The sequence below is a fragment of the Dapis brunnea BLCC-M229 genome (assembly GCF_050015995.1).
GTDB lineage: Bacteria > Cyanobacteriota > Cyanobacteriia > Cyanobacteriales > Microcoleaceae > Trichodesmium.
On sequence record NZ_JBNHEP010000150.1, the window covers coordinates 17980 to 35854 of the forward strand.

Below are 17875 nucleotides of genomic sequence, written 5' to 3' on the forward strand. Positions count from 1 at the left end.
CGACTCTTCCCACTCTCCCCCCTCTCCCGACTCTTCCCACTCTCCCCCCTCTCCCCACACTCCCCCCTCTCCCCCCTCTTCCCCCTCTTCCCCCTCTCCCCACTCTTCCCCCTCTTCCCCCTCTCCCGACTCTTCCCCCTCTTCCCCCTCTTCCCCCTCTTCCCCCTCTCCCTTGTCTTATGAAAAATCCCCCGTTAATAAATTTATTTTGGCGACTCAGAGAAGCTGGAATGAAACTAGATATTTCACAATATGAGTTAGCAACTAAAGCTTTATTAGCATCTCTGGAAATGGGTTTAGATATTTCCGATAAACAAGCTATTGCCAGACTTTATCGTACAATTTGGGCTAAGTCTCGTGAGGAACAAAAATTATTTGATAATTGTTTGAATGAATTATTATCTCAGCAGAAAAATATCTTTTCAGAGTTTCATCAATTTATCGAAACATCAACTAATAATTATATTCCTGAAGTAACGGCACCAGAAGAAGAAAAAATAGAAGAGCAATTTACTTCTAATTCAGAAATCCCACCAGAATCTACTTTTGAATCTGAAACTTTTCCAGAAATTTCACCTCAACAACAAATTCCTGAAGCTGAAACTTTTCCAGAAATTTCACCTCAACAACAAATTCCTGAAGCTGAAACTTTTCCAGAAATTTTACTACCGTCTACTTTTAATAATCCTCAAGTTGCTACTGCTATTCCTAAAACTCCTAAAGATGGAGATTATTTTCCTGTTAGTCTTGCTCAAATACAGCAAGCAAAACGTTTATTATTTCAACCTCAATTAACAGACTTTTCTTGCGAGATGAATCTACAAGCTACTGTTCAACAAGTAGCTAAACAAGGTTTTTTTGTACAACCTATCTATAAGTATGCTCAGGGAAAACCAAGAAAAATTATTTTATTAATTGACCAGTCTGAGTCAATGATGCCTTTTAATCCTTTCTGCCGTCAGATAATTAATCATTGGCAGGGGGCTGAGATTTATTACTTTGATAATGTGCCGAGAATTAGAGTTTATGCTGACCCTAATTTCTCAGAAAAAAAATCTTTGAAAACTCTTTTAGCGGGATTAGTTAAAGAAGAAACTTTAGTTTTAATTTTGAGTGATGGGGGTGCTGCGAGAGGTCGGTTCGTTTCAGAAAGGGTTGAAAAAACTGATAATTTTATCAAATTTCTCTCCCGAAAAGTGGCACGGGTGGCATGGTTAAATCCTTTGCCTCGCGAAAAGTGGCGGGGAACTTCAGCACAGGAAATTGCTGCTTTTGGGGATGATAATTTTAATCTGAAACCGTTCGGTCTAAGTTCTCAAGAATTTAAGGCGATGTGTCAGTGGTTAATTTCTGGGAAGTTGGGGATAAATTTGCCTGTTGTGAAAACTGATGTTGATGAGATAGAAATTGTCAATGAAAATCTGGATCAAATTGTTGCTTTTACTGAATATTTCGGCGAACCTCACTTAATATTTGCCCAACACGCTGCTTTTCCTTTGGCATTAACTCCTGACCTTTTATATCGTTTATGGCAACAGTTTTTTGCTAGGGAGCGTAATTTTAATATTCCTTGGTATGCTGTGGCAGATATTTTGCTGTCGAGTTTTTGTCATGCTGTGGATAGGGAACTCTATGAGATGGATCGGGATATTCGGAATCAGTTGTTGCAACTTTGTACTCAAAGGTTTGGGGAGTCTCGACTAGAGGAGTTATCTCGGTTTTTGGTCGGTTATATTGATTCTCAAGTTAATCGTGGGGAGTTAGTTTCTAGTATTTGGCAGGGTCAAAGATGGACTGCTTTGGCTTATACTCGCCCAGAATTAGCTGCCCGTCAGTTGGCGGAGTCTTTGCAGGAAGCTTATGGACGGGATGATAAAGCGGAGTTGGTGAGGTTGTCGTCTTTGATGGAAACTTTGGCAGAACCTTTGAGGGAATATGAACCTTTGTTGGTGATATTGGGGCAGGGATATGGTAGTTATGCGCGGGGTGATGTTGCTGGAGTTGAGAATGTGAGGAGAGAGTTGGGAAGGAGTGAAGTAGTTAATTCTCAGGCTCAGATGGATATTCAAACTAAGTTAGATACTTCTATGCAAATAACTATCAAAGCTTTAGCTGAGGAAATTGTGAAATTAGCTAACTCACAAAGGATTGATTATACTCGACTGCGTAATTTACTTGCAAATAAAAAATGGAAAGAAGCTGATGAAGAAACGGCAAAATTGATGTTTAAGATAGCTGATAGAGAAACAGAAGGATGGTTGAGAATTGAAGATATTGAGCAATTTCCGATTACCGACTTACAAACCATAGATCGGCTTTGGGTAAAACACAGTAATGGTCACTTTGGTTTTAGCGTACAGAAGCAAATCTATCAAAATTTAGGTGGCACAAAAGAATTTAATCGAAAAATAACAGGAGCTTTTTGGCAAAAAGTAGGATTAGTTGTAAATAATGAACCCTATTGGTCACAATATCATAATCTTACTTTCGATCTTTCTGCTCCAATAGGTCATCTACCAATTGGATACGATCTAAAAACTCCAGCAAATGTTTTTGGTGTAGTTGAAGGGCTTCTTTCTCATCCAGGCTTGGTGTTTCAGAAATCAGAACCTACTATTACTCCGCAGCCAAAATTATCTCTGAAAACTTTTTCATTTGAAGTTATTACAGTTAATAGGAGGGGTGAGGAAATTAACCGCGTTTCCAAACAAGCTCAATATTTTACAGAAGATTTGGGTAATGGTGTGATTTTGGAAATGGTGGCTATTCCTGGGGGAACATTTATTATGGGATCTCCAGAAAGTGAAGAAGGAAGACTTGATCAAGAAAGTCCCCAACATGAAATTACTTTGCAACCTTTTTATATGAGTAAATATCCCATTACTCAAGAGCAATATCAAGCCATTATCGGTGAAAATCCCTCTCACTTTAAAGGAAGAAACCGCCCTGTAGAAATGGTAACATGGCACAATGCCACAGAGTTTTGTCAACAGCTATCTCAGAAAACTAGGAAAATTTACAGACTGCCAAGTGAGAGTCAGTGGGAATATGCTTGTCGAGCAGGAACAACTACACCGTTTTATTTTGGAGAAACTATTACTACTGATTTAGTGAACTATAATGGCTACGATACTTATGGCAATGCACCTCAAGGTAGATACCGAGAACAGACTACCGATGTAGGAAGTTTTCCTCCTAATGCTTTTGGTCTATTTGATCTGCACGGCAATGTATGGGAATGGTGTCACGATATTTGGCATGATAACTATGAAGGTGTACCTAATGATGGCAGAGCTTGGATTGATAGTAATGAAGGAGAAAAAATCAATAATGAAAATGATTTAGATTCTCACAGTAATGATGAAAAAGAACTGTATTCTGTGCTGCGGGGTGGTTCCTGGGGCGATTTTTTTATGAGCTGCCGTTCAGCTATCCGCAGCTACAGCGTTAGGCGTGGCTACCGTCACAACTATCACGGTATTCGAGTAGTCGTCTGTAGTTCTATTGAGTTTCTAACTAATTATGGTGACTCTACTCCTAATATTCAACAGAGACAAAAACCAATTATTTTACCAAACAATAATTTAGAGAATCTATTATTAAAGCCTTCTGGTACTTCCCAAGCAAAATTACCTTTGAAAACTTTTTCATTTGAGGTTGTTAAGGTTGATGGGGGAGGTGAAGAAATAAACCGTGTTTGGAAGGAGGCTAAATTTTTTACTGAAGATTTGGGTAATGGTGTGATTTTGGAAATGGTAGCTATTCCTGGGGGTAGTTTTATTATGGGTTCACCGGAGAATGAAGCTCAAAGACGTGATACAGAAAGTCCCCAACATGAAATTATTTTGCAACCTTTTTATATGAGTAAATATCCCATTACTCAAGAGCAATATCAAGCCATTATCGGTGAAAATCCCTCTCACTTTAAAGGAAGAAACCGCCCTGTAGAAATGGTAACATGGCACAATGCCACAGAGTTTTGTCAACAGCTATCTCAGAAAACTAGGAAAATTTACAGACTGCCAAGTGAGAGTCAGTGGGAATATGCTTGTCGAGCAGGAACAACTACACCGTTTTATTTTGGAGAAACTATTACTACTGACTTAGTCAACTATAATGGCAATTATACTTATGGTAATGCCTCTAGAGGTAAATATCGAGAACAAACTAGCAATGTGGGAAGTTTTCCTCCTAATGCTTTTGGTTTGTACGATATGCACGGGAATGTCTGGGAGTTGTGTGCTAATCTGGGAATTTTTCCTTCCTATGCTGATATGCACGGCAATGTGTGGGAGTGGTGGCTGGATATTTGGCATCATAATGAAAATAATCTAGATTCTCAAGGTAATGAAGAAGAAGAACTGTATCCCTTGCTGAGGGGCGGTTCCTGGTTCAACGATCCTGATTTATGCCGTTCCGCTTTCCGCGACTACATCAATAGGCGCGACCTCTGTTACAACAATTACGGTTTTCGTGTTGTCTGTAGTTCTGGCGCTCTAATTAATCAGGGTGACTCTGTTCCTAATATTCAACGGAACCAACAAGCAATTATTTCACCAAGCACTAAACCAGAACCTACTGTTATTTCCCAACCAAAATTACCTCTGAAAACCTTTTCATTCGAGGTGATTACAGTTAATAACAGAGGGGAAAACATTAATCGTGTTCGCAAACAAGCCGAATATTTTACTGAAGATTTGGGTAATGGTGTGATTTTGGAAATGGTAGCTATTCCTGGGGGAACCTTTATTATGGGTTCGCCGGAAAGTGAAGCAGGAAGACTTGATGCAGAAAGTCCTCAACATGAAGTTACTCTCCAACCTTTCTATATGAGTAAGTATCCTATTACTCAAAACCAATATCAAGCCATTATTGGAAAAAATCCCTCTTATTTTAAAGGAGGAAATCGCCCTGTAGAAATGGTGACATGGTACAACGCCACAGAGTTTTGTCAAAGGATATCCCAGAAAACCAGGAAAATCTACAGACTACCAAGTGAGAGTCAGTGGGAATATGCTTGTCGCGCTGGAACAAACACACCGTTTTACTTTGGGGAAACCATTACTACTGATTTAGTTAATTACGATGGTGACTATCATTATGGCAATACTCCTCAAGGTAATTCTCAAAAGCAAACAACTAATGTAGGGAGCTTTCCTCCCAATGCTTTTGGTTTATATGATATGCACGGTAATGTGTGGGAATGGTGTCAGGATATTTGGCATGATAATTATCAAGGTGCCCCTACTGATGGCAGTGCTTGGGAAACTGGAGGATATAGTCAAACACAAGTTCTCCGTGGTGGCAGTTGGTGTCACAATCCCCGCAGGTGTCGGAGCAGTTTCCGTAATAGAGACATCGCTGACTACCGTCTCATCTATAGGGGTTTTCGTATTGTCTGTGCTTCTATTAAATCAAATAAATGGATATTCTGAACCTGACTATTCTGCCTGGGATTCAGAGCCGTCGTCATATGAAAAGCGCTGTATAATCGAGTTTATAGGTATTATCAGTATAATTACTGCCTTTGGGTAATACCTGATTCACTCAATTGCATAACCTCTTTCAACTAAGCAAGTACCTGGATCTTCTTCAGTTCCTGAACCTACTTCCACTCTAAGTCTCCTTGTTATTGGAACTTTTGGTGCAGCATCAATCCTGAAATGCAAGCTAAATGCTTCCAAATACATAGACTAAAGAGACAGAAAACTCATTGGGTAAATGCCATTAAATCAAAGACTTGTTGCATAGTCCGTTAGAACTTGGAACGTTTGGGCAGCATTCCGCAGGAAAGCAATCTAAGGTCAGTCTCCAACAGCTATTTTCAGATAGAAAATATTGGCAATATCAACTACCCCCAAAAACAATAAAGAGTGGCGTTTTTATCTCCTGAATTGTCAATCAGGTAGATATTAATACGCCACTTTGTGAATTAACTTATTAACCTAGATTTATTATCAAAAACTAGGCTTCGCTCTCAATGTAAATAAACAATAAACCCATAACTACAATTGGCATTAACCAAGTAATTACAGGAATTAAAATCCAAGGTAAGTAAGATGCTGCATAATCACCAGTCATTTCAAATTCTCCTTCAATTACATAATTTAAAAATAGGCGATCGCCTAATTTAACCAAAAAAGTTTGACCAAAAAATAAGGTCTCAAATCTCCCTCTTTAAGGGAAAAAAATCCACTTCAGTATTTCAACTATCTAGCTTCAGCCAGATATAGTGTTAACTGATAACTGATATGAGGTATTTAGTTATTAACAAAACCTCGGAAAATTGAGTCTAAAACCTCAAAGTTTTCTAGTAGGAAGAAAGCCACAACGGCACCACCCATAGCACCGATGAAGAAACCACCAGTAAATTGACTCCAACCTTCAGAAGTCTTGAGTGGGTCTGCACCTTCAGCGCTATCTCCTTGGAAGGAAACTAAGCCATAAGCAGATAGACAAATAGTCGCAATTAGAACTAGAGCGATCGCAGAAATTAGTCCACCTAAGCTAGCAACTGCGGAATCCCGTAATGGACCGAGTTTTGTCCAAGGACCAGCAAGAAAATAACCGTGGGCCATACCTACTTCTAAACCGCGTAGAATTGGAGATAGACCTGGACGGTAGATAGGCAAATTACCGATAAATGCTCTGGTAAAGTCAGAATCACTGATGGGGGTGGACAAATGACCTACGAAAGGATCTCCTCCATAGGGTTGAACGAATCCTGAATCTGTTGCTTCTGGCATACTTATATTTTTTCCTCTCAAATTGAAGTTGAAAAATCTTTAGAAGATATTAAGGTCACATTTTAGGAGGTAGGTGCATTTTAATCTCAAAATAAGTCTTCAACTTTAGAAAAGTTAATCTAATCTGGGCTTACCCTCATGGTTAGTATTAGACCAATTCCCAAAAATAATGCTATACTTCGTCAATACTTCAGTTATTAAGTAATAAGTAAGTAAGAGTAATATTTTTAACGATTATAGGCAAATAGCAAAGATATATTATCCTTTTTAATTCGACTCCCGACTCCCGACTCCCGACTCTCTACTTTCAAGGAAATGTAGCAAGACTTTTGAGAAATGGTATTAGACATATCCAGAAATTAAATATTTCTTTTCTCAAACTCTTGTAGGGACGTTCCATGGAATGTCCCTTTTTTTTCACCACTATGTCTATTGGGTATTCTGATGGAGGTTGTAGTTTAACTTTTAAATTTTGAACTTCGGTGCTATGCTATGACCAAATTTTTTGCATAACTCCTGCCAGAACAGAAATATTAACAACTCAAAGAGGGGGTTAACCAAGGAACTGGGGCTTCTCTCGATGGTAAGTATTGCAGATTATGGCCAAGAATGTAGTTGAGCTTTTGAATTTTGAACTTCGGTCTTACAGCATTAAGTAATCTTTTGGATAACTCCTGCTATTAAAAAAATATTAAGAAATAGGCATGACTCTATTAATCAGAGATTTAATTCAATTAAAAAGTTTGATTTAAACAGTATTAAATCACTTTTTAATGTAAAGGGAAAAGTCTACCTATTTTTGGAATTTAAAGTTTTAGCTTTTGACACACAATTTAACAACTGTAGCACTACGCATTTAGGTTAGGGCATTTCTAAATACTGAAACTCACTCAGAGATTACTTTTGCCTTTTGCTTTTTGCCTCTCTTGCAAAGTTGCTCCACTTGGGGAGACCCCAAGACCGCACTTTGCGCTTTTGACTTGCGCGTAGCCCTATAATTTCCGTCCCAATAGAATAATACCGAGGCAAATTTTCTGCCAAACATGAGAAAACCTCTGGCAAAATTTTTAATTAAACCAATTCAAGATATAGAATCGACAATTTTATCCGCCCTATTCCCTATTCCCTATTCCCTATTCCCTGACTTCTGCAAGAAGTCTAGAGTTTTAGTTTTCAGTGAATAGGTAATTATTCACAGGGATGGGAGTAATCAATTTAAGATATTTGGAGTAATAAAAAATGGCAAACTTCAATATATTCTCCAGCCTTGTAGACTATCAAAATCAACTAGGAACTGTTCCTACTAATACACAAGACTTTGAAGGATTTTCTCCAGGATTTAATTTAGATGGTGTTGATTTTCTTCCTGGAATTTTTGTCACCTCAAACCTTCCCAGAGTAGAAGCATTCAAAGGTTCTGGAGATACAGAATTATTCATACTTGATAGACAGTCTGTAGAAGAAGATTCTTTCTACAACATAAATTTTGATCAACCTTACAATGCAGTTGGCTTTGATATTGATAGTTTCAATCCCAGCACACCGGGTCCAGCTATTCTTGAGATATTCTTTGCTGATGGGGATAGTGAATCTATCGAAATTTTTCCTACTAATGCCACAGAATCAGACCCTATATTTTTTGGTGTGATTGCCGATACAGAAATTGATAATATTATCTTGACAGAGGGGCCGGAAATTAATGGTGTTGGTAATGAAGAGATCGCCCTGGATAATTTTATTGTTCCACAACAAATAGAGCAACCAGATTTACAAGTTACTATTTCTATTCCTGATTCAACGACACCAGGAAGTGAACTCTCACCCATTGAAGTTACAGTCAAAAATAATGGTGATGCCACTGCTTTTGGAACTGATAGTGCAGGTTCAGATGGTTACATGGTAGACCTAATTCTCTCCAGTGATACTGAAGTTCCAGATGAGTTTGCTATCTTTTCACCTAATTATAATGAAGATGTTTTGCTCCAAGATGGGCGAATTAGCAATACACCTGATTTAGCACCGGGAGAAGAATGGGTAATAACTGATAGTGGCGGAATTCCTGCTGACACTCCCGAAGGAGATTATTACCTTGCGGCTCAAGTTGACCCTGGCAAAAAAATAGCTGAGTCCAATGAAACTAATAATGTTGCTTTTGAACCACTGAAAATTGAAGACTCTGGGTCAAATCAAGGTCGCACATTTGTTCCTAACCAAATCATTATCAAGCTGAATGATAGTGAAAATAGTGCAGAGAGTAGAGCTTTGCAAGAAGAATTAGGTGCTCAAGTAAGTGGAACAACTCAAACCTTGGGTATTCAATTGTGGACAATACCAAATATTAGTGTAGAAGAAGTTATTGAAACCTATCGTGATGACCCAAGAATTGAATTTATTGACCTCAATTATAATGATGCTACTCTGGGTCTTACTCCTAATGACCCTGATTTTTCCAATCTCTGGGGACTCAACAATACAGGACAAACAGGAGGAACAATAGACGCAGATATTGATGCACCAGAAGCTTGGGGATTTGTACCTCCAGAACCTGGGGTAATACCTACAGGTGGGGATGCTGTTGTGGGTGTTGTTGATACGGGTGTTGACTATACACATCCCGACTTAGATGACAACATTTGGATTAATACTGGGGAAATTCCTGGAAATGGAATTGATGATGATAATAATGGCTATATTGATGACGTTCGTGGTTGGGATTTTTTTAATAATGATAACGATCCGATGGACGGTCACAGTCACGGGACTCATGTTGCTGGAACCATTGGTGCTGAAGGAGACAACGCAGTTGGAGTTGTTGGGGTAAATTGGGATGTCGAAATAATGCCTCTGAAAATCTTCAGTGATACTGGTGCGTATGCTGGGGATTTTGCAGCCATTCAAGCAATTGATTACGCAACCCTCATGGGAGCAGATCTAACTAATCATAGTTGGGGTACTGCTCCACTACCTCCAGGGACTTTACCAAATCCAGCAATGGTGAATGCTATTAATAATGGACCATTGTTAGTAGCGATCGCCCATAATCACACTAATGATAATGATGTAAATCCTGTTTATCCGGCAAGTATTAATTTGGATAATATCATTTCTGTAGCTGCAACAGACCATAACGATGACATTGCTGGGTTCTCTAACTATGGAGCTACATCGGTTGATTTAGGAGCGCCAGGGGTAAGTATCTACAGCACAACACCGGGTAATAGTTACGACTTCAAGAACGGCACTTCCATGGCAGCACCTCATGTGAGTGGGGCAGCAGCTTTAATGATTGCGACCAGAAGAGACAGGGGTTTGCCGGATTTGAGTACTCTTGATTTGAGACAGAAAGTTCTCAATGCTATCGATCTGATTCCAGCACTATCTGGGAACACAACTACAGGGGGTCGCCTTAATCTGTCTGCTGGGATTAATCAACAAGGTGTCGGTTGGGGAGATGTACACTTTGTCACTTTTGACGATCGCAAATATGACCTTCAATCTTTTGGTGATTTTATTCTGGCGGAAACGGCGCGGATGGATGATGATTGGGTAGTTCAGACTCGCCAGGAACCTTGGGTTTCTAATAATTCAGTTTCCGTTAATACAGCTTTCGCTACCCTGGTTGATGGACAGAGAGTTGTCTTTGACCTAGATTTTGATAACAGACTCCAAATTGATGGAGTTGATGTTGTCTTAGCTGATGGTGAGATTTTGAGTGTTGGAAACAGTCAAATCGAACGTAGTGTAGATGAATATATGATTACCTACGCAGGAGACGATGGTATTGTAGATGCTGCTGATGCTAAGTTAACTGCTCGCGATCGAGGCAACCATATCAATATTACAATATCTCACTTTGGCAGAATGCAAGGGTTGTTAGGAAATAATGATGGCAATTCTGACAATGACTTTGCTTTGCGTGATGGGACTCAACTTCCTTCTAACCTTACGGTTGAAGAAATACATGGAAGGTACGCTGATAGTTGGCGAGTACAAGAGGGAGAATCTTTGTTTGACAACTCAGACGTGGTTATAGGCAATCCTGAAACATTTATATCCCTGGATGATTTTGACCCAGATGAAGTCAGGGAAGCTAGGGAAAAAGCATTGGCAGCAGGAATTCCTGATGGTGAAATATTAGATGCAGTTACTTTAGACCTTGTTGTAACTGGGGATGACAATTTCCTTGAGGGTGCTGTAGAACTTTTTGGGGTAGAAACAGATGCAGCACCAGATTTAATAGTTAGCTCTTTTAATATTACCGGAGAAGCATTTATCAGTGGTGATAATCTGAAATTACCGATAGAAGTTGTTGTCAAAAATCAAGGCAATGCGACAGCGGAGGATTTGTTCAAGGTTGATGTACAGTACACTCAAGAAGGTAATCCACCTTTTGTGGTAGCATTTACAGCGGATGAGACAAGTGAGGTAAATCCTGATAACCTTGTCTATCCCTTTACTCGAAATCCACTCGACCCTGAGTCGGAAGTCACCTTGACTGGAGAATTGACATTTATTGATGATTCGTTATTAGGTGAAGAAATTTCTTTAGTTGCCACTGCTGATAGTACATCTGGAGATGAATTTATTCCTGAGTCTGGTCGTGTGGAAGAAAGTGATGAGGATAATAATACTTCGGAAATTTCTGAGGTGATTCTAGAACCTATAGACGATGATGCAGCACCAGACTTAATAGTTAACTCCTTTAACCTTACGGGCGAACCATTTATCAGTGATGAGAATCTGAAACTACCAATAGAAGTTGTTGTCAAGAATCAAGGTGATGCGACGGCAGTAGATTTGTTCAAGGTTGATGTACGCTATACTCAAGAAGGTAATCCACCTTTTGTGGTGGCATTTACAGCGGATGAGACAAGTGAGGTAAACCCTGACAACCTTTTCTATCCCTTCACTAAAAACCCTCTCGACGCTGGAGATGAAGTAACTTTCACTGGAGAATTGACATTTATTGATGATTCGTTATTAGGTGAAGAAATTTCTTTAGTTGCTACTGCTGACAGTACAGCAGGAGATGAATTTATTCCTGATTTTGGTCGTGTGGAAGAAAGTGATGAGGATAATAATACTTCTGAAATTGCTGATGTAACTCTAGACGATGATGTTGAAACACAAGAAATTATTTCTAATTTCGAGATAGATGGTCCTAACTCAGTACCATATCAACTATTTAATGTATTGGTTCCAGGAACTATAGAAGTAGAAGTTGACTGGGAGGGTGAAGGTGAAGATTTGACTGTTTCCTTAGAAGGTCGGCGTGGTTTTGCTAAAGGCGACCCAAGTCCTCAACCTTCTATTCAAGTTACAGATTCTTCTCCCCTAAAATTAACCTATGATGTCACAGAAGAAGATATTGCCAGGGGTGTCGGTTGGCGCTTAGTAATTCGGGGTGAAGACGGAACAAATATTCAGGGCGATGTTAAAATTACCACACCCTTTGACTCAGAAGTTAATGAGCGTTTTCAACAACAGAAAATTAGTCTGCGTAGTGGTGACTTGCTTCCAACTTCCGGTTTACAGGGAGACTTTTTTGAGGAACTTACTGAAGACGAAAGTTCAGAAGGGTTGCATGGTATTATTACCCTGTATCGAACACCAGAACATGATGAACTGTTAAAACTGGAAAAAGCGGGAATAGATCGTCAGAGTTTTCTGCCAAACAAACACGCTTATGGATTAGTTGAAGAAGATTTCGATCTCTCTGACCCTAATCTTCCGCTTCGGTTAGTTCGCAGTATTACACCATTAACACCCGAAGATAAAATTGTACCTGATATTTTGGTAGGAAATTATCAGGAATACTTTATCCCAGAAATAGAAGAGAATTATGTTCTCAATGATGATGGTACTCTCAGATTATCTGTGCTATTCGCACGAGATGTTTCTCTGGAAACTATTGAATCAATTTTAAGGCAAGAAGCTATTTCTTTTTCTCCCATTACCGATAATCTTTGGGAAATTGAGATTGAAGCAGAAAGTCTCATTAATCTAGCAACTTACGATCAAGTTGAATGGATAGATCCAGGTACACCTCCAGACCTTTTACTAAATGACCTAACTCGACAAACTATCAACGTTGATGCAGTGCAAAATCCACAAATTGATGCAATGGATAACTTAGTTATTGTTGGTGGGTTTCCAGTCTATGATGGTTTGAGTGGTGATGGTATTACAGTAGGCGTACAGGATAATGGAGTTATTGCTCACCCTGACCTCAATATTGTTGTTGATGGTCCTGCTTCAGGTTCTCATGGAACTCATGTAGCAGGTATCATTGCAGGAAATGGTTTTCAGAGTGACAAAACAGACAGTAATGACGACCCGAATGGAGGTACACCATTTCAATGGCGGGGTATGGCTCCTGATGCGTCCATCATTGACAACACAAACCTAATTAACTCTGCAAACTTACTTAATGCTATCAATAGCAATTCTTTAGACCTTTCCAATCATTCTCACACACTTGGAGTTGATGGAAATTACAGCTCAAGCAATCAAGCTGTGGATGCACACGTTCGAGGAGGAAGTAGTTCTGGAGGAACATTGCTGCCTCGCCGACCCCAAATTTTTGCTTCAGCTAATAATGGAGGAAATAGCCCTCAATATGGCAATGTTGTAGGATATTATTCTCTTCTCAACCAACTGAAAAATGCTGTTGTTGTCGGAAATTGGGATGCAGCAAATAACCGTTTGCGGGGTAGCAGCAGTATGGGACCTGCTTATGATGGTCGTCTTAAACCCGATGTTGTTGCACCCGGAACTTTGATTACTTCAACAAATACCACTAATGGTTATCGAACAACAAGCGGAACTTCCATGGCTTCGCCTGCAGTAGCAGGTGTTCATGCTTTACTATTAGAAGGTTGGCAAAATACCTACAGTACCCCTCTAGGAACCACAGTTGACGATCGCCCTCCTCTACCATCGACCCTCAGAGCATTATTAATTCAAACAGCAGTTGATATTGTTGATAATGATGTCCGGAACGGGACACATATTGAAATTGATTCTGATAGCGACCCAATTAACGGTAATGACGGTAATGGACGAGCTACAGCAACGGTTGGTCCTGACTTTGCCACAGGTTGGGGTTTGGTAGATGCAGAAGCTGCAGTTGAAGTCATGCAGGATTTTCGTCTGGAAGGTGGTGTACCTATTCCCAACCGCATCATTCAAGATGCAGTGATGCACAATGGAACCATTGAATATGACTTTGTTGTGGATCAAGATTTTATTAACTCCGGCAACCCACTCAAAGTGACATTAGGTTGGGATGATTTTGAAGCAGCTATTCAAAATCCTGCCATTAACCCGATGTTGGTAAATGACTTAGATTTAGAATTAATCGCTCCAGATGGTACAATATTCTACCCTTGGCAGTTAGGTCATACCATTGAAGATGGCATGGGGAACCCCTTAGCAAATGATGCTCAACCACCCGGTACGGTAATTTCTATTAATCAAGCGATTACCCCAACACTTACACCTGCAATGAATAATGACTACATTCCTGCTAATGCTTTAACAGGAAACGGCGCTTGGGTGGCAACACGAGGTAAAGATCACCTCAACAATGTTGAACAGGTGTTAGTCGATAGTGCTGATTTAGAAGAAGGTCATTGGACAGCTCGCGTAATTGGTTTTGATGTACAAGCAGGTATCGCTCAGGATTATTCCTTGGTAGGTTTCCCCTATCCCGATCTACCAGACTTAGTTACTTTCAGTGATGATAAAGTTACCTTACCTTCAGGAGGGGGAACAGTCGAATTTGATTGGACAGTTAGTAACATTGGAACTCTACCAACAGCAATTGATTTTGAATATGAGGTTTTACTATCCACAGACTTCTTTGCTGATGCAGGTGATGTAGTCTTAACTGATACTAATCAAGCATCTCTTGGACCTTTGAATGTAGGAGCTTCGGTAAATCATACCAGTGAAGTGACAATCAACGATTCTCATGCTGAACAACTTCTCGGTGTCGGTTCCACGGTTGACGATCTAATCGATCAGGATGCTTTTTTACTGGTTCGAGCAGACTCCGATGACGAAATTCTAGAACATAACGAAGAAAATACTGCTGTCATCCAACTTGCTCGTACAGTTGATGTGGTATTAGTTATGGACCGTAGTGGCAGCATGGCTTCAGAGGTTCCAGTTTCTAGCGGTTTCCGACCAAAAATTGAACTGCTGCAAGACTCGGCAAACTTATTCCTAGATTTGATTCGTCTTGATGCAGGCGATCGCTTAGGGGAAGTTAGTTTTGCAGGTAGCGTCAGCACAGATTTCGGACCAGGGGATCTCTTAACTGAAATTACTTCAGGCAATATTGATGATGCGAAAGATGAAGTTGACAACCTCAGTCCCGGTGGTAATACCAATATTCGCGGAGCGTTGGAGGAAGGACTCGATTTATTGACAACTGCTCCTGGTGGCGAAGATCATCGTCGTGTAATTGTCTTCCTTTCTGATGGAATGCCAACAACAGGTGGCGACCCCACTGAACCTGGTTTCTTACAACAATTTGATGATGAAGATGTTAAAGTCTTTTCCGTTGGGTTTGGTACTGAAGGTGCAAGTGGCAATGCTGGAATTGATAAAGATTTACTGCAAACGTTAACTAACGTCAGCGAAGGTTTATACCATGTAACAGAAAGTGCGTTAGAACTCGATAAATTCTTTGTCAATGCGGTAGCGGGAGCCATAGGTTCTGATGTAATTGTAGACCCAATTGATGATATTGCTCCTGGTGAAACCCATACTGTTGATATCACATTAGGTCAACAGGATTCAGTTGCATTCTTTATTCTCACGAGTGATAATCCAGAATTTCCTTTAGATTTAGCTTTGCGTAGTCCATCAGGATTAGAAATCAATGCCAATAACTTTAATTTATTTGGCGATCGGATTTCCTATATTGATGCTCCTACCCACGATATCTTCCAAGTACATCTTCCCATAGCAGCACAAGCAAATATTGACCATGCAGAAACCTGGGAAATGGTGATTAGTAACCCGAACGATGCGACTGTCACTTACTCTGCTTCTGCTATTGCTGAATCTACAGTTCATTTAGATTTCATACCTCCCCAATCTATTGATGGCATATTTAATCCAGGAGAAGCAATTCCACTGCAAGTTATTTTAGAGGAAAATAATCAAGTTCCTATCCTTAATGCTTCTGTAAGTGTATCAGTTATTGCTCCCACAGCAGATTTAGGTAATTTGCTCTCGTCGGGAATTGTGACTGAGGAAGATTTAGCTCAAGTTCCTGTGGAAATAGAAGGTGAGCGTCTGGGTTTGCAAGAGCGGATGGCGATCGCCTTACAAAATAAATTAGGTGAAAATCCTCTACCCACTGTTGAACTTGACGCTATTGAGTTAACGGAATCAGATAATGGTGGATTCTACTCTGGTCGATTTGGAGACACTCAAATTCCAGGAACCTATACTTTTGTCATCAATGTTGAAGGTTTTACTTCTGATTGGCAACCTTTCCAACGAGAAACAACTTATACAGTTAATGTTTCTGATGAAGTAGATCCAAATCAGACTGATATTGATGTTACTATACCTCAGCGTGATACTGGTGTAGTCACGATTACTCCTAAGACTACTGCTGGTAACTTTGTGGGACCAGGATTTGCGAATGAGATTCAGTTAGAAGCGGAAGGCTTAATTCCGAAAACAGCTATTATTGATAATCTAGATGGCACTTATACACAAGAGTTTGAGGTAGAAGGTAATCTTGAGGAAACAGAACTGAGTATTCAGGTTCTGGATATTGAATTGTCACCTGTTGTTGTCGATACTGAACCTCCTGTGGAAGAACCTCCTATGGAAGAACCTCCAGTGGAAGAAGCTCCAGTGGAAGAAGCTCCAGTGGAAGAAGCTCCAGTGGAAGAACCTCCAGTGGAAGAACCTCCAGTGGAAGAACCTCCAGTGGATGAGACTCCTGATGATGAAACTCCTGAGGATGAGCCAGAAAACCAAACTATTATTGGAGATAGTGGCTCTAATATTCTCAATGGTGGAGAAGGTAACGATGAACTCAACGGTAGAAGAGGTGATGACAAACTCCGAGGTAATAGTGGCGATGACAACTTAAATGGTGGTCTTGGTCAAGACACAGTTGTTGGTGGTAGTGGGAATGATATTGTTAATGGAGGTCGTGGTGACGACAAACTCCTTGGTACATCTGGCAACGATCTGTTGTTAGGTCGCTCCGGTAACGATATCTTGTTAGGAGGTGCTGGTGACGATATCCTAGAAGGAGGTACTGGTCGCGATCGCCTCAACGGTGGAGCAGGAAACGACGAACTAACAGGTGATGGTAGTATTGACCGCTTTATCTTTAACACTAATGAGGAATTTCAGACAGAGGATCTAGGTCTAGATGAAATCACCGATTTTTCTCAAACACACGGAGACATTATTCTCCTAGACCGCACAACTTTCACTGCTATCAACAGTGATGCGGGAACTGGGTTCAGCATTGCTGATGAATTTGCTACAGTTACTAATGACCAACTTGCAGAAACATCTGATGCTGTAATCGTCTATAATAGCAACAATGGTAATTTGTTCTATAATCCTAATGGCAGTAACCCTGGTTTCGGTACTGGCGGTCAGTTTGCAACTTTGACAAATACTCCATTGTTAGAAGGAGAAGATTTCTTCCTCAGAAATTAAATATGAAATTTGTAGGGGCAACCTCCCCATGGTTGCCCCAAATTATTGATATGAAATCCGGTTAAAAAGTTATATCCCACATTCCGCACGTCAAGTTGTAGCATTAAAAGTAGTATAAAAATTCAGAGAAGAGATTAGTAAGTATTTATACTGAAGTGATAAAAAAGTTTTTGTTTGTAGTAGGGCTTTAGCCCATTCGCCCGGTTAAAACAAAAGCTTAAATCTTAGTTAAATGTAGTTAAAAATACTTTTTTTCCAAATTTAATAGTATCAATAAATATATTTTAAGCTCAAGATAGGTTTTAGCAGAGTGTAGGGGTTCGGTAACCAAACCCTACTTGTACCTTGAGATGAATAAGTTTGAAATGGTTTCATGGGTACAACATTGGATAACCCAAAATTAACTGAAATCTAATGGTTAG

General features: G+C 39.9%; 5 protein-coding genes and 1 pseudogene. 3 read left to right on the top strand and 3 right to left on the bottom strand.

The window, feature by feature from the left end:
- Positions 1-230: 230 nt before the first annotated feature.
- Positions 231-5435, top strand: coding sequence for an SUMF1/EgtB/PvdO family nonheme iron enzyme (locus tag ACP6PM_RS17600; protein WP_426586843.1), 5205 nt, complete (start codon positions 231-233; stop codon positions 5433-5435).
- A 166-nt stretch (positions 5436-5601) separates the two neighbouring features.
- Positions 5602-5697, top strand: a pseudogene (locus tag ACP6PM_RS17605) (hypothetical protein); the annotation flags it as partial.
- 267 nt (positions 5698-5964) lie between these two features.
- On the opposite strand, the gene ACP6PM_RS17610 reads toward ACP6PM_RS17605, so the two are convergent.
- The 3 genes from ACP6PM_RS17610 to ACP6PM_RS17620 form a co-directional block, all read right to left on the bottom strand.
- Positions 5965-6081: a photosystem I reaction center subunit VIII gene (locus ACP6PM_RS17610; RefSeq protein WP_426586866.1), complete on the bottom strand. Its 117-nt coding sequence runs from the start codon at positions 6079-6081 to the stop codon at positions 5965-5967.
- A 179-nt stretch (positions 6082-6260) separates the two neighbouring features.
- Positions 6261-6746: a photosystem I reaction center protein subunit XI gene (locus ACP6PM_RS17615; RefSeq protein ID WP_426586845.1), complete on the bottom strand. Its 486-nt coding sequence runs from the start codon at positions 6744-6746 to the stop codon at positions 6261-6263.
- Positions 6747-6973: 227 nt separating this feature from the next.
- Positions 6974-7096, bottom strand: coding sequence for a hypothetical protein (locus ACP6PM_RS17620; RefSeq protein WP_426586847.1), 123 nt, complete (start codon positions 7094-7096; stop codon positions 6974-6976).
- Between the two features lie 889 nt (positions 7097-7985).
- Between ACP6PM_RS17620 and ACP6PM_RS17625 the strand changes: the two genes are divergently transcribed.
- Complete coding sequence (locus tag ACP6PM_RS17625; RefSeq protein WP_426586849.1) at positions 7986-17453, top strand: S8 family serine peptidase; 9468 nt, start codon at positions 7986-7988, stop codon at positions 17451-17453.
- Positions 17454-17875 lie beyond the last annotated feature (422 nt).

Excerpts from the sequence above, each read along its gene's own strand:
- ACP6PM_RS17600 (WP_426586843.1), top strand. The coding sequence starts at position 231 with ATGAAACTAGATATTTCACAATATGAGTTAGCAACTAAAGCTTTATTA.
- ACP6PM_RS17610 (WP_426586866.1), bottom strand. The coding sequence starts at position 6,081 with ATGACTGGTGATTATGCAGCATCTTACTTACCTTGGATTTTAATTCCT.
- ACP6PM_RS17620 (WP_426586847.1), bottom strand. The coding sequence starts at position 7,096 with ATGTCTAATACCATTTCTCAAAAGTCTTGCTACATTTCCTTGAAAGTA.
- ACP6PM_RS17615 (WP_426586845.1), bottom strand. The coding sequence starts at position 6,746 with ATGCCAGAAGCAACAGATTCAGGATTCGTTCAACCCTATGGAGGAGAT.
- ACP6PM_RS17625 (WP_426586849.1), top strand. The coding sequence starts at position 7,986 with ATGGCAAACTTCAATATATTCTCCAGCCTTGTAGACTATCAAAATCAA.